General features: G+C 38.0%; 17 protein-coding genes. 9 read left to right on the top strand and 8 right to left on the bottom strand.

Going from position 1 to position 19,982, the window contains the following annotated elements; translation table 11 throughout:
* Positions 1 to 21 precede the first annotated feature (21 nt).
* A complete protein-coding gene (locus tag I6F41_RS01025) occupies positions 22 to 1,227 on the bottom strand; it encodes an aspartate aminotransferase family protein (RefSeq protein ID WP_197107555.1) in 1,206 nt (401 codons plus the stop codon).
* Between the two features lie 191 nt (positions 1,228 to 1,418).
* Here I6F41_RS01025 and I6F41_RS01020 point away from each other — a divergent pair, with 191 nt between their 5' ends.
* The 3 genes from I6F41_RS01020 (at position 1,419) to I6F41_RS01010 (ending at position 3,172) form a co-directional block, all read left to right on the top strand.
* The gene (locus I6F41_RS01020) at positions 1,419 to 1,847 is read left to right on the top strand and encodes an Lrp/AsnC family transcriptional regulator (RefSeq protein WP_011330054.1); all 429 of its coding nucleotides are present in this window, start codon (positions 1,419 to 1,421) and stop codon (positions 1,845 to 1,847) included.
* Between the two features lie 283 nt (positions 1,848 to 2,130).
* Positions 2,131 to 2,517, top strand: a complete 387-nt coding sequence (locus I6F41_RS01015) for a hypothetical protein (protein WP_182683617.1) — start codon at positions 2,131 to 2,133, stop codon at positions 2,515 to 2,517.
* A gap of 226 nt (positions 2,518 to 2,743) precedes the next feature.
* Positions 2,744 to 3,172: a hypothetical protein gene (locus tag I6F41_RS01010; RefSeq protein ID WP_011330057.1), complete on the top strand. Its 429-nt coding sequence runs from the start codon at positions 2,744 to 2,746 to the stop codon at positions 3,170 to 3,172.
* Positions 3,173 to 3,251: 79 nt separating this feature from the next.
* Here I6F41_RS01010 and I6F41_RS01005 read toward each other — a convergent pair whose 3' ends face one another.
* Positions 3,252 to 4,172: a hypothetical protein gene (locus tag I6F41_RS01005; RefSeq protein ID WP_041454933.1), complete on the bottom strand. Its 921-nt coding sequence runs from the start codon at positions 4,170 to 4,172 to the stop codon at positions 3,252 to 3,254.
* A gap of 224 nt (positions 4,173 to 4,396) precedes the next feature.
* Here I6F41_RS01005 and I6F41_RS01000 point away from each other — a divergent pair, with 224 nt between their 5' ends.
* The 3 genes from I6F41_RS01000 (at position 4,397) to rluF (ending at position 7,786) form a co-directional block, all read left to right on the top strand.
* On the top strand, positions 4,397 to 5,611 hold the full coding sequence (locus tag I6F41_RS01000; protein WP_182683616.1) for an EAL and HDOD domain-containing protein: 1,215 nt from the start codon (positions 4,397 to 4,399) through the stop codon (positions 5,609 to 5,611).
* An 11-nt stretch (positions 5,612 to 5,622) separates the two neighbouring features.
* Complete coding sequence (locus tag I6F41_RS00995) at positions 5,623 to 6,717, top strand: DUF418 domain-containing protein (RefSeq protein ID WP_197107552.1); 1,095 nt, start codon at positions 5,623 to 5,625, stop codon at positions 6,715 to 6,717.
* Positions 6,718 to 6,802: 85 nt separating this feature from the next.
* A complete protein-coding gene (gene rluF / locus I6F41_RS00990) occupies positions 6,803 to 7,786 on the top strand; it encodes a 23S rRNA pseudouridine(2604) synthase RluF (RefSeq protein WP_197107550.1) in 984 nt (327 codons plus the stop codon).
* Between the two features lie 71 nt (positions 7,787 to 7,857).
* Here the strand turns inward: rluF and I6F41_RS00985 are convergent, their stop codons facing one another.
* The 3 genes from I6F41_RS00985 to I6F41_RS00975 form a co-directional block, all read right to left on the bottom strand.
* Positions 7,858 to 10,392, bottom strand: a complete 2,535-nt coding sequence (locus I6F41_RS00985) for a putative bifunctional diguanylate cyclase/phosphodiesterase (protein WP_197107548.1) — start codon at positions 10,390 to 10,392, stop codon at positions 7,858 to 7,860.
* 241 nt (positions 10,393 to 10,633) lie between these two features.
* Entirely contained in the window at positions 10,634 to 13,714 is a 3,081-nt protein-coding gene (locus I6F41_RS00980; RefSeq protein WP_197107546.1) for an efflux RND transporter permease subunit, read from the bottom strand.
* Positions 13,715 to 13,716: 2 nt separating this feature from the next.
* On the bottom strand, positions 13,717 to 14,799 hold the full coding sequence (locus tag I6F41_RS00975; protein ID WP_197107544.1) for an efflux RND transporter periplasmic adaptor subunit: 1,083 nt from the start codon (positions 14,797 to 14,799) through the stop codon (positions 13,717 to 13,719).
* A gap of 124 nt (positions 14,800 to 14,923) precedes the next feature.
* Here I6F41_RS00975 and I6F41_RS00970 point away from each other — a divergent pair, with 124 nt between their 5' ends.
* Both I6F41_RS00970 and I6F41_RS00965 read left to right on the top strand, forming a co-directional pair.
* On the top strand, positions 14,924 to 15,826 hold the full coding sequence (locus I6F41_RS00970) for a LysR family transcriptional regulator (protein ID WP_197107542.1): 903 nt from the start codon (positions 14,924 to 14,926) through the stop codon (positions 15,824 to 15,826).
* Positions 15,816 to 16,121 carry an MGMT family protein gene (locus tag I6F41_RS00965; RefSeq protein ID WP_011330066.1) on the top strand — a complete coding sequence of 102 codons (306 nt, stop codon included), beginning with the start codon at positions 15,816 to 15,818 and terminating at the stop codon, positions 16,119 to 16,121. Before I6F41_RS00970 ends, I6F41_RS00965 begins: the two co-directional genes overlap by 11 nt.
* A 157-nt stretch (positions 16,122 to 16,278) precedes the next feature.
* On the opposite strand, the gene I6F41_RS17985 is transcribed toward I6F41_RS00965, so the two are convergent.
* Together I6F41_RS17985 and I6F41_RS00960 are read right to left on the bottom strand one after the other, a co-directional pair.
* Positions 16,279 to 16,410 (bottom strand): putative transporter small subunit, encoded by a 132-nt coding sequence (locus I6F41_RS17985; RefSeq protein ID WP_011330067.1) that lies wholly within the window; start codon positions 16,408 to 16,410, stop codon positions 16,279 to 16,281.
* A 9-nt stretch (positions 16,411 to 16,419) separates the two neighbouring features.
* Positions 16,420 to 18,045, bottom strand: a complete 1,626-nt coding sequence (locus I6F41_RS00960; RefSeq protein ID WP_011330068.1) for a sodium:solute symporter family transporter — start codon at positions 18,043 to 18,045, stop codon at positions 16,420 to 16,422.
* A gap of 425 nt (positions 18,046 to 18,470) precedes the next feature.
* On the opposite strand from I6F41_RS00960, the gene I6F41_RS00955 reads away from it, so the two are divergent.
* Positions 18,471 to 18,953, top strand: a complete 483-nt coding sequence (locus I6F41_RS00955) for a thioesterase family protein (RefSeq protein ID WP_011330069.1) — start codon at positions 18,471 to 18,473, stop codon at positions 18,951 to 18,953.
* Positions 18,954 to 19,171: 218 nt separating this feature from the next.
* Here the strand turns inward: I6F41_RS00955 and I6F41_RS00950 are convergent, their stop codons facing one another.
* The gene (locus I6F41_RS00950) at positions 19,172 to 19,801 is read right to left on the bottom strand and encodes a trimeric intracellular cation channel family protein (RefSeq protein WP_011330070.1); all 630 of its coding nucleotides are present in this window, start codon (positions 19,799 to 19,801) and stop codon (positions 19,172 to 19,174) included.
* Positions 19,802 to 19,982: the final 181 nt, after the last annotated feature.

Here is a 19,982-nt window from a genome sequence, read left to right as displayed (position 1 = left end):
AGGCGTGCTGGTTTACTATTATTAACCGTTAACTACATCGCTTACGGCTTTATCAAAGCGCTCTAGGCCTTCTTTAATATCTTCTAACGGAATAACTAAAGACGGAGTAAAACGAATAACATCCGCACCGGCTACTAAGTTCATTAAACCATTGTTAGCACTGGCTATTAAAAAGTCGCGTGCACGCCCAGCAAACTTGTCGTTTAGTGCAGCACCAATTAATAAACCTTTACCGCGAATTTCACTAAATACATTATATTTTTCGTTAATCGCATTTAGGCCATCACGAAACAGCTGTTCGCGCTCTTTTACGCCGCTAAGTACTTTTGGGGTATTTACTGTATCAAAAGCGGCTTCGGCTACGGCGCAGGCTAATGGATTTCCACCGTATGTAGAGCCATGTGTGCCAACTTTTAAATGCGCTGCTATTGCCGTGGTGGTGATCATGGCACCGATAGGAAAGCCTCCACCTAACGCTTTTGCTGTAGTTAAAATATCAGGTACTACGTTTAAGCCCTGATACGCGTATAAATCGCCAGTACGGCCAACACCCGTTTGCACTTCATCAAAAATAAGCAGCGCGTTGTGCTTAGTACATAGCTGGCGTACTTTGTGTGCAAAATCGTCAGTGGGTGAAATAATACCGCCTTCACCTTGTAGTGGCTCCATCATTACCGCACAGGTTTTATCGCTAATAAGGGCTTCAAATGCGCTAATGTCGTTAAAATCGCAATGCACAATATCGGCAGGCTTAGGGCCAAACCCATCTGAATAAGCTGCTTGCCCACCAACCGTTACGGTAAAAAAGGTACGACCGTGGAAGCCTTTATTAAAAGCAATAATTTGCGTTTTTTCAGCACCGTGTACGTCTAGGGCAAAACGACGCGCTAATTTTAGCGCTGCTTCGTTAGCTTCGGCACCTGAGTTGGCAAAGTACACTTTTTCAGCAAATGTAGCATCAACCATTTTTTTAGCTAAACGCAAAGCAGGCTCATTAGTCATTACGTTTGATAAATGCCAAATTTTTTCACCTTGCTCTTTTAGTGCATTAACTAAAGCCGGATGACAATGTCCTAAACAGTTAACCGCAATACCACCGGCAAAATCAATAAACTCGTTATTATCTTGATCCCATACACGCGAACCTACGCCGCGTACCGGAATAACTGCTGAAGGATTGTAGTTTGGCACCATTACATCGTTAAATAAGTCTCTAGTTACTTGCATTTTTACACCTAAATTATGTGGCTACTTAAAAAAGTGTTGCTAAAACAAAGAAGAACTTAGCCTGTATTCTTCAGTAAACACTGTGTTTTTTGTTATAAGTGTCATTATCGAAGGTTGTGAATGAAATTTGCAGTGCTATTTTGTGAAAAATGATTAGAATAAAAGTCAAATTAACGAATGGTTTGTGCATTATGATAACTCCACAAGACGAAAAGCTATTATCTATTTTAAAAACTAATGCCAGAGCGAGTATTTCAGATTTAGCTAGGCACCTTAATTTATCACGCTCAACTGTACAAAGCCGCATGTTAAAGCTAGAGGAAAGTGGCGTAATTAAAGGTTATAGCGTTGATTACGGCGATGACTTTTTAAATAGTATGGTAGCCGCTCATGTGTCTATTAAAGTAAGGCAAAAACTGACGACAAAAACCAATTTAGAGCTAAAGCAAATTAATGCTATATCGCAGCTTTATGCTATTAGTGGCGAGTTTGACTTAATTGCAGTTGTGCAAGCACAAAACTTAGAACAACTTAGCCACTTACTCGATGATATTGGCAACTTAGATGGTGTAGAACGCACTACTTCATCTGTTATTTTAGAAACCAAATTTAAACGTTAGGTTTGTTGTATAAAAATGTAAACAGGTAGCGATTACGCATTGATATAGCAAGCAATTTATAATAAAGTTATTGCATAGAGTACAAGCTCTAATGTCATGAAAGTGGATACTATTAGCTTGTACTTTGTAAACAAGGACTGTTTAAATAAACTTAGGAAAGTTGAATTTTACTCTCCCTTTTTAATTCAATTAATAGCAATCAATTTACAGTACATTGGGTAGTTTATTTCATTAGCCGCACTGCCAAGGAATCAGCAATCTGCTGACATAATAAGGACAAATTGTGAAAGTTATTATAACCATCATTGTTTTATTAATAATAACGAGTGGCTATTACCTTAGTGTTCATGCCGCCATTTTTAATGCGAACAAAACTATTGAAGTTAAAGAGTATAGCGATTTATTTTATAAACTAGGCTCAGATTCGGCCCCAGACTCAGTGAGCATAGATGAAATTATTGCTGGAGCTTCACAATTTGCACTTTCAATGTGCGATGATGCAGTTTATCAGCAGGTTTTAGGGAAAACGGTTGACTCTTGCAAACTCAAGTTTCATCAATCAAAAGCAAAATGCGCACAGTTTTTAACGGCGCATAACGCAGCATTTTACGATAAAAAAACACCGGTTAGCTTAGTCGCAGAAAAGTTTATTGACTGCGTAAGTTCGTAATATTTTAATTACTTATCTTTTGCTCGGGTAAATGCGTTAAACTTGTCACTAATAATTTAGTGGCTTTCTCGTCATTTAAATAGCTCTCTTAATCAATGGTATTGGTATTAATCTTGATAAAGTGCACTTCATTGCAGCTTATATTTCTTAATTTGCTAAAATAAGTTTATTAAAGAGAGAATGATTAATTTACCCACTATTTAGTGGTAGCAAAAGGTAATTAGCAATGATGAACACCAAAGTATATAAAGCAGTACACGACTTAGCTGAAGAGCTAATGGCGGCTGCAAATAAAAACGATACAAAAAAATTCGAGTCACTTTACGCGCAGCTTAAAGCAATTTGTATTGAAAACGAAAACACCAGCAAAGATCACCCAGTACAATGGGAAACGCTGGCTGATTTTACCGAAGAGTTAGAAGAAGCAATTGAAGGCTACGAAAAAGCCTTAAAAAAATCGATAGCCATTAACTCTAAAGATCATATGTCGTCGGTTGCATTCTCTATGGCAACTTTGCAGCTAGAATTAGGCCAAAAAGAGGCTGCAATTAAAAACCTTCAAGATGCTAAAATCAGCGCTAATAAAATTTCGGATAAAGAGCTTAAAGCAGAAATACACGACCTACTAGAGTCGCTAGTAGAAGAAGAAGGCTAGAGCCTTTTTTATTGATATTTATTTTGCTGAGCTACCTAAGCTCAGCACTTTAAAGTAATACATTAAGCACCATTAGTTATTATGGTTTTAAAGGGGCTTTTCTAATGATTTGCTTTTTGGCTTCGTCGAGTTTTATAACATAGGCATTACCGCCGATACCTTTAAATTCTTCATCGGTAAATACTATGGTGTTGTCGTCGTAAAAAGTAACCGCTTCTTTTTGGGTAACAATGCCTAGGTCTATTCGCGACACGTCACCCGAGAAAAACTTATCCCCTTTAAAATTCTCAAATAACCAAAGGCTAGTTGAGTCTAATAACACTAGTTTTTTCCGATCAGGGCTCAGTGCAGCAGAGGTTATCCAGCAGAGCTTTTCCATGGTGGTGCAGGTTTTAAATGAGTCGATTAGTTCTGCGTTAAAATTAGCCGCATGATCACCCACTTTATATACATTTGTAATGCCATCAAAGGGTTCAGTACGATTTTTGGTAAATAAATATAAGTGCCTACCTAATGCTACAAACGCCTCTAAGTCATAATTGCGGTTATCTGGAGCAACCGGTGTACCGTCTAACTCGGGGTAGGTAAACTTAATTATTTCAGCTTCGGTGGTATCGGTTTTAATATCAATGGGGTTTTCTATTTTATAAATAGTAAGCCAGCGGCGCTCATTGGTGTTATTACCAAAATCACCTAAAAAAAAGTGCCCAAATTTATTTTGGGTCATATCTTCCCAATCTATATTTTTAGCGTTAGTCACTAATATTTCTTTAGCAATTGAGCCATCATCATTGAGTCGGTAAAGTTTAGGCTCGTCGCCGCTATCGTTAATAGCCCATAAGCGTTTATGCTTATCATACTCAATACCAGATACTTCTTTGAGCCTAGGGTCAACAGAAATCATTTTTTTGCTATACAAGGTATAAATAGCAGAGCCTATATATGTGGCACTAAAAATAAACAGAGCAGCAATAGAAAGTAGAATGCTTTTTTTCAACATCAAATTAATATATTTCAGAATGTTAATTAATATATCGTTATTATCGCTGATGGTAGAAGAGAACTAAAGACTTATCTTGTAGCGTTTATTAACGGTTGCTTAAAATTGCATGTATTTTAAACTAAACGGTTTAAATAACATGATTTTGTCGAAGAAAAGTGACAATTATTGCTGATTACGTTATTAATAGCTAAGTACTATATAAAAACTAAGAAGTAGGTAATGTGTCTGTATTTGTTGCAAGGCAAGCAATATTAAATCGTCGCCAGAATGTGGTTGCTTATGAGCTATTATTTCGTGATAGTGATAAAAACTATTTTCCAGAAATATCTGATGGCCAAGCAACGGCAAGGTTGATCATGGAAAATCAGCTTAACTTAGGAACCCGCCATATAACGTCAGGTAAAAAAGCGCTGATTAATATAGGACCAGAGTCGTTAAAACTCGATTTATGTGCATTTTTACCCTGTAAAGATGTGGTGATTGAGTTACTCGAAACCATAGAGCCCACAGACGATAATTATGAGTTATGCCGTGATTTATTTCATAGTAATTATAAATTAGCGTTAGATGATTTTGTGTACACCCCACAGTGGGAGCGTTTTTTAAAGCTGGTAAATCTGATTAAGTTTGATATACGCCAAACCCCATTACCTGAAATTGCCCAGGTTGTTAAAAAACTAAAAAAACATAAAAGAATAAAAATACTTGCCGAAAAAATAGAAACGCCTGAGGAGTTTGAACTTGCCTACAAAATGGGCTTTGATTACTTTCAAGGTTATTATTTTGCAAAGCCAACTATGCTTAAACAAAACGATATTGACTATAATTACGCGCTAGTAATTGCAATTTATGCAGAAGTTATGAAACCCAATCCAGATATAAGCGTAATTTCTGGTTTATTTGAGCTTGATGCTGCGCTGGCATACAAACTATTACGCTTAATTAATAGTGGTGTGTTTCCTATTAAAAGCCAAATATCTTCCCTTAAACAAGCATTAGTATACTTAGGTCAGGAACGGTTAAAAAAGTTTGTAAGTTTGATCGTTACTGCTTATACAGTTAAGTCTAAGCCTGCCGAATTAATGAAAATGTGCGTAGTCCGTGCTCGCTTTTGTGAGCTAATTGCCGCGCAAATAAGTAAACAGCAAAAAGGTGAAGCCTTTTTAACCGGGCTGTTTTCGTTACTCGATGCCATATTAGATCAACCTATGAGTTTATTAGTTAATAAACTACCATTTCCAGATGACATTAAAGCAGCGTTACAGGGTGAAAAAAACACCTTACATTATATTCTTGAAACCGTAAAAGCATATGAATCAGGAAGCTGGTGGGCATTAGAGCAGGCCGTTTTATTAATAAATATAGATAGTAAATTACTACCTAACATTTATAAACAAGCGGTAGACTGGGCCGATAGCTATAAAAATATCACGTAATGGAATAGGTAATGCGTAATTATAATTTAGACTTCATTCGTGGTATTGCCGTACTTGGCTTGGTGTTTATGAATATATACACCTTTGGAGTATTTGAACTCGGTTATACGCCCCTAACAACCCCACCAAGCAGCGATAGCCTGATTCAAACATTAAACCTAATATTTATAGAGGGGCGTTTTAGGAGCATATTTAGCATACTGTTTGGGGCGGCTTTATACATACAATGGCAACGCTATAACTTGGTTTTACCACTTAAAAGCCGCCTATATTGGTTACTAGTTTTTGGTTTATTACATGGTTTTTTACTTTGGGCCGGCGATATTTTGTTTTTGTATGGGGTGTCGGGGTTGCTTGCTATAAGGTACTTAAGCAGTACCAATGAGCAACTTTTAAAGCACGCCTATGGGTTTATTCTACTCTCGGGTTTGGCAACCGCTTTAGTTATGTATAGCGTACCAGAGACATTAATATACCGTGATTCGCCAGAGTTTAATGCTTTGTATAGCCAATACTTTCAATCATATGGCGATCACTTGTTATCTAACATAACTATGAACGCCTTAATGGTGTTTATGGTGCCTATACTTACCATGTGGGTAACGACAGCGCTAATGTTATTAGGTATATATCTGTATAAGCAACAGGTGTTTGCTAGTGGCTTATCGGCAAAGCAACTCATTTTAGTAATTAGTAGTGCGCTACTATTTACCAGTTTACGGCTAACTATAGAGCAATATAGCAGTGGTGTATTTTATGCGCTGCAAGAATTAATTAACAGTGTGGCAGCATTATGTATGGCGGTTATTTATATTCACATTGCAGTTAAGTTGTGTAGTAACAATGCCAACACAGGAAAATTAATTCAACAAGTAGGGCGTTTAGCATTTAGTTTATATATAAGCCAAACGTTAATGCAACTTGTGTTGTTTAAAGTGTTTTTTAAGCAGTGGGCGCTCAGTTTTAATCGTATTGACTATTGTTTAGTTGCTACCTTACTAATCGTTATTCAGCTTATTATTACCGCCATTTATAGCCGCTATTTTCAACAAGGCCCTTTAGAATACATATGGCGAAAATTAACCTACGCAAAAATCACTGCTTAAACGGCTACAAAGGTTAAATTAAGGGCGAAAAATTATTGTGGGTGGTTTAAACTAGCAGCCTTTAAAATTAAGGTGAATTGCTTCCATGACAGACTTAAAACGATTAAATAAATTTATTAGCGATACTGGCTTTTGTTCGCGACGCGAGGCTGATAAATATATTGAAGACGGTCGTGTTACTGTTAATGGTATTCGCCCGGAAATGGGCGTAAAAGTTTCATCTACTGATGTTGTATTGGTAGATGGCAAAACACTTAAAGCAATCCCTAAACGCGTTTATATTGCCTATAACAAACCCGTTGGTATTACCTGTACTACAGAGCGAAAAATTCAAAGTAATATTGTTAAAGCAGTTAATTACCCCGATAGGATCTTTCCAATAGGGCGCTTAGATCGCCCATCTGAAGGGCTAATATTTTTAACTAACGAAGGCGACATTGTTAATAAAATTTTGCGCGCTGGCAATAATCACGAAAAAGAATATGTAGTTACTGTAGATAAACCATTAAATCGTCAGTTTGTAACTAAAATGGGTAATGGTGTGCCCATACTCGATACCATCACTAAAAAATGTAAAGTAATCCAAACTGGTGCGCAGCAGTTTACTATTATTTTAACCCAAGGGTTAAATCGTCAAATACGTAGAATGTGTGAATATTTAGGTTACGAAGTGGTCACACTCAAACGCGTACGTATTATGAATGTGACGCTTAAAGGTTTAAAAGTAGGGCAATGGCGTCACTTAACTGAACAAGAAATGGCGATTATAAACAACTCTATTTCTGACTCAGGAAAAACCCAAGAACATTCAGTATACGATGAAGCAAACGCTTTACAGCAACAAAGCCCACAAGCTGTAGCTAAGCCGCAAAAAACAAGTGATAAAAAACGTGATTTTCAGGGCGAAAACCCTAAACGTTTTAATCAAGGTGAGCGCACTGAAGAACGTAAAAAAGAGCGTAGTAAAACGCCTTATCAAAAGCGCTCAACCACTTATGTTGGTAAACCTAAAAGTATAAAAGCAAATAAATCATCCGACTCAAAAGGAATATTGAGCCTTAAAAAATAAAGCGATATAACATTAGGTACAGTAAAACAACTTAATTAACCTGCGATTTTAATAATTTATTATCAAAATCGCTATTTGTTGCTATGTATATATTCTATTAGTTTATCCAGAGGCATAGGTTTACAGTAATAAAAGCCTTGTATTCTAATGTTGTTAAACTTAGATAAATAACCGATCAGCTCAGGACTTTCTACACCCTCTACTACCACTGTTTTATTTAACTGCGTGCAAATATTAATAATGCCTTCTAGCAATGCTCTTTTTTGCCCAGCTAATTCGGCGCCAATGGTAAATTCACGATCTATTTTTATTATATTTGCCGGCTGACGCGATAAATAAGACAAGCTTGAGTAACCCGTCCCAAAGTCATCAATTGCTACATTAAAACCTTTATTCATCAGTGCCTTAAGCACTTTTTCAATAGCGCCTTTTTCTGACATAATCATTTCGGTCACTTCGATGGTGAGCAACTTAGGCTGTATGTTTTTTTCAGACGTTAACTTATAAAGCTTTTCGGTAAAGTTTCGCTGTTGTATTTGTTGCGGTGAAAAGTTAACCGCAACACAAATATTTTGTAATTCAGCTATGGTACTCATATCGTTTAGCACTTGAGTGAGGACTTGTTCGCCCACTTGTAATATTTGCCCTGTTTGTTCAGCAATAGGAATAAAAACAGCTGGAGAAATATAACTGCCATTATTTTTCCAGCGAACTAAAGCTTCTACAGCAACAATACATTGAGTAGTTAAGTTATAAATGGGTTGATAATAAACCTCTAACTCCTCTTTTTTAATCGCTTTTTGTAGCTCACTTCTAATTGTAACCATAAAATTATGGCTCTCATCCATAAGCTTATGGTAAAAACAAAATTGATTGCCGCCTAAAGCTTTAGCGTTATCCATTGCTATATCAGCTTGTTGTAGTAGTAATGCAGGGCTAATGACCTCCCCATCAGACATGGCTATGCCAACACTCACAGTAAGGTGGATATCAACTTCACCTAAGTTATATATATCGGCTAGCGATTTTATTACGAGTGTAATTTCATCCGATAGCTGCTGCTTAGATATATTACAGTAATGCAATACAAACTCATCATTGCCAAAACGCGCTATGGCGCCTGCCCCAACAGCATTTTTCTTAAGCCTTTTAGCGACTAATTGCAAAACCATGTCACCTAATTTATGGCCTAAACTATTGTTTACTGCGCTAAAGCCATCTAAATTAAAAAACACCATCGCGCAATTTACATCCACACAGTTAACCTGCTTAGCCTCTATTTCTGCATTTAATGCATCACGGCGCAGCAGGCCGGTTAACTCGTCGTATTTAGCCATTTTATGTAACACAATAGACTGTTGTCTGAGCAAAAAAGTAGAGTCAGTGGCTAAGATCAAAATATAAATAAACGCAAAAGTAAGCCATATTATCATTTGCTCAATTTGTGCCGCTTCTTTAAGCTTTGAATAGTCTTTAATAAAGCTATAAACGTTGTGCTTAATTACCTCTCTTACAACAATTTCGTTAACTATATAATGCTTGCTATAACGGCTTAATAAGCTATTTAAGTCTTGAACATTTTTTTGGTTTTTGTCGATTGCGAAATAAATTTTAGGTGTTAACTCAATAAAAGTATCAAACGAGCTGAGATAATCTATGTATCTGTTTTCAATTAACAAGTTTAAATTTAACAGTGCCAGCACTTGGTATTTTTTACCATTGCTTGCCGTTATCGGAATTGAGAACATTATAATGGGCGTATCTGTATCTAAGGTTGCAGAGTTAGCCGCAAATCTCACTTTATTTTCAGCTGCTTTTAACCAGTTAGTAATAGGGCTGGTTGCAATTAATCCGTCATTAGTAAATTGCTCAGAGTATGTTGTGCCGTTTATATAATTCAAATCTTCATCGAGAAGAAGCATACTGCTAATAATTTCAAAGTCTTGGGTATAAATTTTTAAGTCTATATTAGCCATTTTTATAAAGTCGTCGGCATTCACTGCTTCTAAACGTGTTTTTATGCGAGTAAGTGATGTGATATGACTTTCGAGGTTTTTATTGAGTATAGTTTCAACAAATTTAATTTTATTTTGTGCATCTACAGCTACATTAGTTACCGTTTTAACCGCGGTAACTTGCCAAAGTGTTATGCCAATAAAAATAGCAAAAAACGTAATTACTTTAGCGGTTATAGAACCTTTAACGGTAGTAATTGGGTTTTTAATTTTTATAATTAAAGCTAAAAAAAACACAAATACCATTACAGCACTAAAAGATGAGATAAAAGGGTTATGGCTGTCCCAAAACCAGCTACTGCTATCGTGTCGCCACAAACTTAGCTCAAAGTTAATAAACAATATCGCGCCGGTAATGAGTAATATAGGTATGAGATATTTAATTTTTTTTGTAGGTAAAACCTTAGGTAAAAAAGCCAATAAAATAGCTAAGCCTAACGCAGTCAAAGAAAGTTGCAGAGAAATAACCGGCATTAAGCTTTGCGTAACAACAACACTTTCTAAAGCCCCCAAAAATGCAACAACAAGGAAAAATTGGATAAAACCTAAATACAATATACTTGCTGCTGATTGAGTTAGGGATAGTCTCATTATTTTCTCATGTCCTTAAAATGATTAACCTTAAAGTTACATTAGCATTATTAAAACAAAATACCAGATATTTAAAATGTTTGTATGTATATAAAATATAAGAAAAACGATGTTTTTGAGCGGCATAATCACAATGGTACTTTATTACTAAGAGTAGGCAGTTATAAGGCAGGTATAAAGTGGTATATAAAATAAACGCAGCTTTAGCTGCGTTTATTAATATACTAAAAGCTTATTTGCTTTATTTAATTCGAGTTTTAAGTGGCTGATATTCAATTTTATATATAATGGTATAAAGCACAGGCACTACAATTAAAGTTAATATGGTAGCAAAACCTAAGCCAAACATAATGGTAACCGCCATTGATTGAAAAAACACATCAAATAATAGTGGGATCATCCCCAATATAGTGGTTATTGCTGCCATAGCAACAGGGCGTACACGGCTTACTCCTGAATCAAATACCGCCTGGTATGGCGCTTTACCTTCAGATAACTCAAGATTTATTTGATCCACTAATACTATGCCATTTTTTATTAACATACCGCTTAAGCTTAGTAATCCTAATAATGCCATAAAGCTAAACGGCGCATTCATGACCAATAGCCCAGCGCTTACCCCAATAATTGCCAGTGGTACAGTAGCCCAAATAACTAAAGGCTGCTTAACAGAGTTAAACAGCAATACTGTAATTGCAAACATAGCTAAGTAACCAATCGGCAATGAGCCAAAGATAGCTTTTTTAGCTTTACTCGATGACTCGTATTCGCCACCCCATTGCATTTCGTAACCGCGTGGCAGCTCAATGTTTTCGATATCGGTGCGAATGCGTGCAAATAGTTTAGCCGGCGTTTCGTCACTTAGTACATCATGGTCAGCCATAACGGTAATAGTGCGCTTACGATCGCGGCGCATAATCAAGCTGTCTTCCCATTCAACTACAAACTCATCAACAACTTGAGTAACCGGTATAAACACCCCCAATACTGGGCTGAAAATTTGTAGGTCGTGTACACTTTCTACGTTTAAGCGCTCGTTAGCAGGAGAGCGCGCAATAATAGGCAGTAATTGGGTGCCATCACGATATAAACCCACTTGCTTACCCGACAAGTTAGTAAGTAATACTTGATCAAGGTCTGATTTACTAATACCTAAACGACGCGCTTTTTGTTCGTTAAACTGTGGGCGGATCATTTTGGTACGTGCCCGCCAATCATCACGAATATTATGCGAACCTGTATCTTGCGCTATGATATGTTTGGCTTGAGCAGATAGTTTTCTAAGTACAACTGGATCTGGGCCAGAAAAACGCGCTTCTATTTTTGCATCAGTTGAAGGGCCTATTTCCATAGGTTTAACTTTAAGCTGTGCGGCAACCGGATTGTGCTGTGCGAAATCTCGTACTTTTTGCATAACAGTGGCAACTGCTTCACGGTCAGTTACACGAATAATTAATTGCCCGTACGCGGGGTATGATTTTTCAGGAGCATAGGTAAGCATAAAGCGCGGAGCACCTTGGCCTACAGTACTGGTTATTTCAGTAACGAGCGGGTTTTGCTGTAAAAATGCTTCTAACTTTTTAATCCCCTCAAGCGTTGAGCGAATATCAGCGCCTTGTTCTTGCCAATAATCGACATAAAACATTGGCGTATTAGATGCCGGAAAAAATGATTGCTTTACAGCGCCAAAACCAACAACAGCACTACACAACAGTACTAACATTAAAACTAAAGTGCTTTTTCTAAAGCGCATAGCAAGGTTTAAGCTGGCTTTGTAACTGGTGAATATAAAACCTTGATATGGGTCGTCATACTGTTGCTCGCCATCAGCGTTTAATTGCGTTTCTTTAAACATTAAGTTGGCAAAAAATGGTGTGAGGGTAATGGCAGTGATCCAGCTTAATAAAAGCGAAATAAGTAATACCCAAAATAAACTACCGGCAAACTCACCGCTGGCGTCGGAGCTTAAACCAATCGGCGCAAATGCAGTAATCGCAATCACAGTTGCCCCAAGTAATGGCCACTTAGTTTGTTCAACAATATTAATAGAGGCTCTTAGCTTAGTTTGCCCACGTTTGAGGTTAATTAAAATACCTTCGGTAACAACAATGGCATTATCAACAAGCATACCAAGTGCGATTATTAGCGCACCTAACGAAATTCTTTGCAAATCTATAGCAAATAACTTCATAAAAATAAAAGTACCTAAAACGGTAAGCAGTAAAATACCGCCAATTAATAGCCCGCTTTTAACCCCCATAAACAGCAGCAACACTATAATTACAATAGCAATCGCTTCAACTAGGCTAATAATAAAACCGTTTACCGATTTTTCTACTTCGTTTGGTTGGTTATAAACAGCATTAATTTTAATCCCATGTGGCCGCTGGTACTCAAGCGACGCAAGATGCGCGTCAATGTCGTTACCTATATCAACCACATTAACGCCCGACATAAACGACACGCCAATTAACAATGCTTGTTGTTGGTTGTAACGAATAATATTGTTGGGCACTTCGGCGTACTCGCGATATACCTTAGCTACATCACCTAAATAAATTAGCTCGCTGGCACCCGATTTAGAAATAAGCAGGGTTTCTAACTCTTTTACATCTTTAAACTCGCCAGTAGGATGTAAGCGAATAGACTCACTGCCGACCCTAATTTTACCTGCGTTAGAAACCGTATTTTGCGATTGTAATAATTGAAAAATATGACTAGGTGCTATACCTAATTGAGCAAGTTTTTGCGTAGAGATTTCAACCATTACTTGCGCTTGTTGCTCTCCTGCAATAATTACTTTACTTACGCCTTTAACCAGTACTAGTTCGCGTTTAAGGTAGTCTACGTAGTCTTTAAGCTCGTCGTACGAATAGCCGTCGCCGGTTACTGAATACATTACGCCGTAAACATCAGCAAAGTCATCAATAATTTTACTAGCGTATACACCACTGGGCAAAGATGGGTTGAGGTCGTTAATTTTACGCCGCATTTCATCCCAAATTTGTCTTAACTCTTGTTTTCGGTAGTTACTTTTCATTTCTACGGTAATTTGCGACTTACCATTTGACGAAATAGAGGTAACGTAATCAACGTAAGGTAATTGCTGAATCGCATTTTCGATAGGAAAGGTAACTTCTTCCTCTACTTGCTGTGGCGACGCGCCAGGATACATGGTGATAACCATGGCTTTTTTTAACGTAAATTCAGGGTCTTCTAATTGCCCTAAGTCAAAATAAGAAACACCACCGCCAATAAGTAGCAGTAGGGTAAACATCCAACTAATAACTTTTTTCTCTATAGATAGTTGTGCAAAGCTCATAATTACAGGCCTCGCTCTTTATTCCATGGGCGTACTTGCATGCCTTCTTTTAATGAATGTACACCGGCAGAAACAATTTGCTGTCCTTCTGTAATCCCACTGAGTACTTCAATGCCATCGCGGTGTAATTGGCCCACTTTTACTGCTTGTTTATGTATTTGGCCGGTTTGCTCGTTATATAACCATACATAAGCGTTGTTACTAATAGATTGCTGCGGATCAGAAAACACCGCCTCGTTGGGCAAAATAGTGTAAGCGGTTTGTGATTGCGTTACTTTACTTAAATCGATAAGTACGCGGCCAGTCATACCGGCAAGTAAGTTAAAATCTTCTGGCACTGGCAGCGAGAACACAACTTTATACGTTAATGTGGCAGGATCTGCTTGAGTGTCCCACTCCTTAAGTGTGAGTGTGTATTTTTTATCGTGATAGCCGTCAAAAATAACCGTTGGTTGGTATTGAGTTCCTTTAATAAAGCGCGCCACAATTCTTTCAGGTACTTGAATTTCAACATCCATTAAATCGCGGGTTTCTAAACGCAGTATATTTTGCTTTGCTTGTACGCTTTCAAAGTTTTTTACAAATACTTTAGCAATCGTGCCCGCAAATGGCGCTCTAAGTTGGCTATATTCCACATTCGTTTGTGCAATTTTAAAGGCCGATTCGGCAACTTGCTTGTTAGCAATAGCCTGATCAAGCTCTGATTGGCTGGTAATGCGTTTTTCGAAAAGTTGTTCAATGCGCCCTAATTGTGATTTAGCCAGCTCATAGCGGGCTTTACGCTCATTATATTGCAGCTGAAAATCTTCAGGGTCTAACTTAGCTAATAGTTGTCCTTTTTTTACATGCTGACCCGCTAATACCGGAAACTCAACCAGCTCACCACTTACTCTAAATGCAAGGTAAGAGCCTTGATTTGCAACTACTTCACCAGGAAAACTGCGAATGTTAACTTGCGAATCGTGACCAATATTAAATAACTTTACCGGGCGTATTGGCTCTTCTTTTACTTGCGGCTCAGGCTCAGAGCAGGCTATTAAACCAAGTAAAGTCGTCGTTACTACACATAGACGTAAGAGGTGCATATTTTCTCCATGAAAATTAAAAGCTAAATAAAGTCAGTGCAGCATACTCCGCAAACATATAAAATAAAATTCATTAAATTTTAAAAACTCAATAAGTTTTACTTATGTTGTTATTGGCAGTGCTATGAAACTCAACCAGCTACAAATATTAGACGCCATTGTACAAAGCGCAAGCTTAAGTGCAGCGGCACTTAAGCTACACAAAACGCAGCCAGCGCTTACGTTAGCAATTAAAAGTTTAGAGACAAAAATAGGCTTTGCGCTACTCGACCGTTCGCAATACCGTTTACAATTAACCGAAAAAGGGCGGATTTTTCATCGCCAAGCTAAGCAACTACTCAATAACAACGAAGAGCTTGCACAACTTGCAAAAGAGCTAGCACTGGGCAATGAAGCGCAATTTAGAATTTGTTATGAACAAATATGCCATGTGCAAAGCTACAATGAGATCATAAGTAATACTTTTAGAGTATTTAATAGCACTGAGTTTAGTTTAACCAGTGGTAAACGTTTTATTTCGTTGGAGCAGGTTAATAATGGCCAAGCAGAGCTTGGCATAGGCCCTTGGTTTGACTTGTTTCATGCTACCGGCGATTTAGAAAGCTTGCCCATAGGCAAGCTCGACATTGGTATTGTTAGCGCAAAAAATATTATACCCAACATACTTAGCTACAGTGAATTACAGTCGTACCCGTGTTTAGCCATGTTTGAAAGCGGCCTGAGTATAGACAGTGATAGGCTGTCTTATTCTAAAGGCCCAGCAATGATGAAAATTGACGATATATCGAGCTTAAAATCGTTTTTATTATCGGGCGCTGGTTGGGCTATGATCAGCTTAGAGCATTGCGCTGAAGAAATTAAATCGGGGTTATTACAAAAAGTCACCATAACTGATCGCGAGCATGAATTTAGCACGCAAATTCGTGTTTTTAGGCAGCACTCTAGCCATCATGGGCCAGTAGCACGTACTATTTGGCAGCAGTTTACTCAACTTAGCCAGGCGTATTTGAAAAAACATGGAAATTGATAAAGAAACGCTTATTTATACCGTTATTGGTAGTATTCCTAAAGGGCAAGTTGCAAGTTATGGGCAAGTAGCCGCTATTGCGGGGTATCCGCAAAATGCGCGTTTAGTGGGGCGGTTATTAAAGCTAATGCCCAACGACTCAACAATACCTTGGCATAGAGTAGTAAACAGCCAAGGTAAAATATCGTTTCCTATAGGCAGTAATAAATACCAAGAGCAGCGACAAAAGCTGTTATTAGAAGGCATTGCATTTAAAAATGAGCGAGTGAATATGCGTGTGTACCAATGGCAGTAATATAACAAGTTTAATCTGCCTGCTGTTTACTTAGCCACTTGCTTAATGAGTGCGCTGTTAAAATAGTGCTAGCGTTAAAGTGTTTATAACTAAGTGCTTAACGCAATAAAAAGGGCAAGTTAAATGCTTGCCCTAGTTTGCGTGTAAAGTGCATGCTTTACACTAAGTTTTTGCCTTTTTGTTTCGCATTTTTAAGATCTTTAATAAGTGAGCAAAGTAAAATAACAAATACACCAAATGCAATCACAGGCCAAATTAATACATAAATAGTAAGTAATGTTGTAGACATAATTTTTCCTTATTTATTGTCACTAAATTCAACAACACGTTGCTTAATTAAAGCAAAATCAAACGCGCTTTTGTTGCTGGTTAAGGTAAGCACTACACAAATAATAGCGCTGGCACCGTAAGCGGTCAGTGAGCTTAGCAATACAATATAGTCGCGTAAAAAACCTAAAGTAAAAAACAGTAGTATTACGGCTGTTATTGCGCCCAAAATTAACCCCGCAGTGCGGCCAAAAAAGCCAAAACACATTAAGCCAATAACAACACCGCCGCCTACGCTTGCTATTACCTCAAAAAATAACGCGACAGCGCCAGTTAATTCCAGCCACTCAAAGCGTGCTATAATAAAGAGTAAAAACGCGCCGGTTACCGCGGCAGTAAACGCCAGATTTGTCACCTTATTCCAATATAAGCTAGAAATAACCGGAAACACAATTGCGCCCCACAGTGCGCCAACAAAAATTAGCATAGAGAGAATATCGAGTTTAAGGCTTGCAAATATAACGCCTAACATGGTGGCAACAACCATGGTAAAGCGGCCAACCCAAAGCATTTTTTTAGGGTTAGGATTGTTTTTACTTAAATGTTTACCGTATACGTCGGTCATTATAATTGCCGATAAGGCTGACAAGTCAGAATCGGCGGTGGATGAAAGCGAGCCAATAATCATCACAAATAATACTAACACCATAATAGGCGACAGGTAGGTTGCAGCCATCTGTGGAATGAGGTTATTTAAATCACCGTCTATAGGTTGCACGCCGGCTAGTAACGCCAGTAAACCCAGCATACCTAAGCCTATAACAATAGAGCCATAACCTATGGTTGCGGTAATAAAGCTCGGTTTTATTAAGTCTTCGCGTACAGCAAATAAGCGTTGGGCAATAGTTTGATTACCAATAGCGTATGCAAGAACTGCAACAAAAAAAGGCGCGCCTTGCTCTAAAATGGCAGTAGTAGAGAAAAAGTCAGCTTGTTCTATTGTTAAATTACTCATGCCTTGAGTAAATAAGTCGGGGCCGTCGAGCTCAAAAAATAGCATAGGAATAATAACCACAGCGGCGAGCATCATAGCCATTAACTGGCCAAAATCGGTAAAAACCGAGGAGCGAAACCCCGACCAAAAAGTGTATATAAGCACGCCAGAGCCTGCAATTAATACCCCTTCGGTAAAGTTCAGTGGTGATAAAATATCTACTAGCGCACCGGCTGCAGTAAAGTTAACCATTAAACTAATTATACTGCCGACTATGTTTGAGGAGGCTAAAATCATTTGGCTAGCACTGCCATGCCGCGCATGCATAATTTCGGCTAAGGTACGCGCATTTGGCGCAAGCTCTCTAAAGCGCTTACCAAAGGGGTAAATAAATAAAATCATCAGTGCGCCCCAAAAACCGTAATGGATTGCCCCCGATAAACCATATTTGTACCCCGAGCTTGCAGCAGCATAAAACGATGCTGCCCATATCCATGTGGCTGTCATACTCGCTGCAGACATGCTAAATCCAACGGATCCGTTGGAAACCATATAGCCATCGGCATTTTCTTGTTTTTTGCCAATACTTAGCGTGAATAAAAAGGTTAAACCATAAAAAGCAAATAAAACCAGCAGTATAGTGCTGGTACTAAACTGAAACATTTTGACTCCTTCGCCGCGTCACTCGTCATTACAATAGAGGTAATAAGGTGACGGTTATTATTTATTTTACGCAGTTAAAAACGCACGTAAATAATTAGAGGGCTACTAAAAACTTTATAAAATAGCTTAATAAAACTAGTAGCAAAAAATAGCTGATACGATCATCAGTAAAGAATAATGTAAGCAAAAACGCCCACATAAGAAATTAATGTTAACACAAATGGAGGATGTTATGTGATTTAGCTTGGTTTACAGTATTAAATGCTGAAATTGGTGCTGCTCAATATTTAATATAAATCAATTTTCCGCTAACGAATAACAACCAACAGGACGGCTATTTAATGTAATTACACAGCCAGTTTTCAGTGTTTGGTTAATACAGCAATAGCAACTTAAGCCTTATCGTTACCCTAAAAGGAAGTAAAATGTCGCTCTACCCATTTAAAAAATATTCAGCCACAGTGCCCACCCAGTGGGTTGATTTTAACGGCCATATGAATACAAAATATTATGGTTTAGTTATTTACGATGCGCATATAGATTTTACCGAACATCTGGATTTAGGTGAGCGATACCGTTATGCAAATAACTGCAGCAAAGCATTAGTAGAGAGCCATTGTATTTTTGAAAGGGAGTTGTGCGAAGGCGATGAAATTGAGGTTGTGTCTTGGCTGTTGTACGTTGATGAAAAACGTATTCATACATTTCATGAAATATATTGCACCAATAAAGGGTATCGCGCCGCTGCGGGCGAGCACTTAGATTTGCATATTGATTTAGCAACCAGGCGAGTATCTCCATTTCCAAGTGAGGTGCTAGAGCGTTTAAAGGTAATAGAGCAGCAATTTTGCCAACTACCCAAGCCCGTTAAAGTAGGCAGTACAATTAAAATACCCAGCATAACTTGAACTATGGATAACAAATCTATCTCAAGCAGCTATTTTCGGCGCTAACTACGTTAAAATTACTTGCAATAGGCTAGCTATTGGCGCGTTAATTCGCCTTGTTTTCACTGAAAATCTCTTAATCAGAGTTCATGTTATATATTTCACGTTGATTTTATTTTAGCGGCAGGTAGAGCATAAGCTGCCGCTAAAGCGAAACACAAAGCGGTTAATTTTTAGCGTTATTTATTTTTAACTGTTCTTTTTCTAAATATGTTTGGCTGCCAACCCCAATGCAGCGCGCCCAAACGTAAAAATACGGTAATAAACAAGGAGCCTAAAATACACCATATATAAGACACTCCGAGTAAAAACAACGCTGCATAAGTTAAACCGCCCGACAGACACGCAGTAGAATACAGCTCTTCGCGCATTACTAGCGGAATTTCTCTGCAAATTACATCGCGCATTAGCCCGCCAAATATACCGGTAGTCATACCCATGGTAATGGCAACTATCATGGTAGTGCCTTCAATTAACGACTTTTCAATGCCGACAATGTTAAATATAGCCATGCCTAATACATCAACTAGCAGCATGTAATAATTAGATACGTGCGGTAAATGGCGAATAAACACCACCGCAATAAATATTGCGCCATAGGTGGCGTATAAATAATCGGGCTCTGCAATCCAAAACACTGGCTGATTTAATAATATATCACGCAGTGTACCGCCGCCAAGCGCAGTAACTGAGCCAACAACTACAACACCAAAACCCCCAATGTTTTTTTCGTGGCCTAATAAAGTGCCCGATATAGCAAAAAAGGCCACCCCAATTAAACTCATAAAATGAAAGTATTCAAACGCCATGGTGTGGTTTCCTTACCATAATTAGGAGAGGTAGAATTAATAAACAGTGTAGCGTATTTAAAATTTATTATTGCTGAACACACCCCCACAACAATAGCTTTAATATGAAATTACGTAGGTTGGTTTAGGCGCAGTGAACCCAACGAAAAAAGGCAGCATCAATTAATCTAGGCGTTTTGCA

The sequence above is a fragment of the Pseudoalteromonas sp. SCQQ13 genome (assembly GCF_015864415.1).
GTDB classification, from domain to species: Bacteria; Pseudomonadota; Gammaproteobacteria; order Enterobacterales; family Alteromonadaceae; genus Pseudoalteromonas; species Pseudoalteromonas nigrifaciens.
This window is presented reverse-complemented; position numbering and strand designations above follow the sequence as displayed.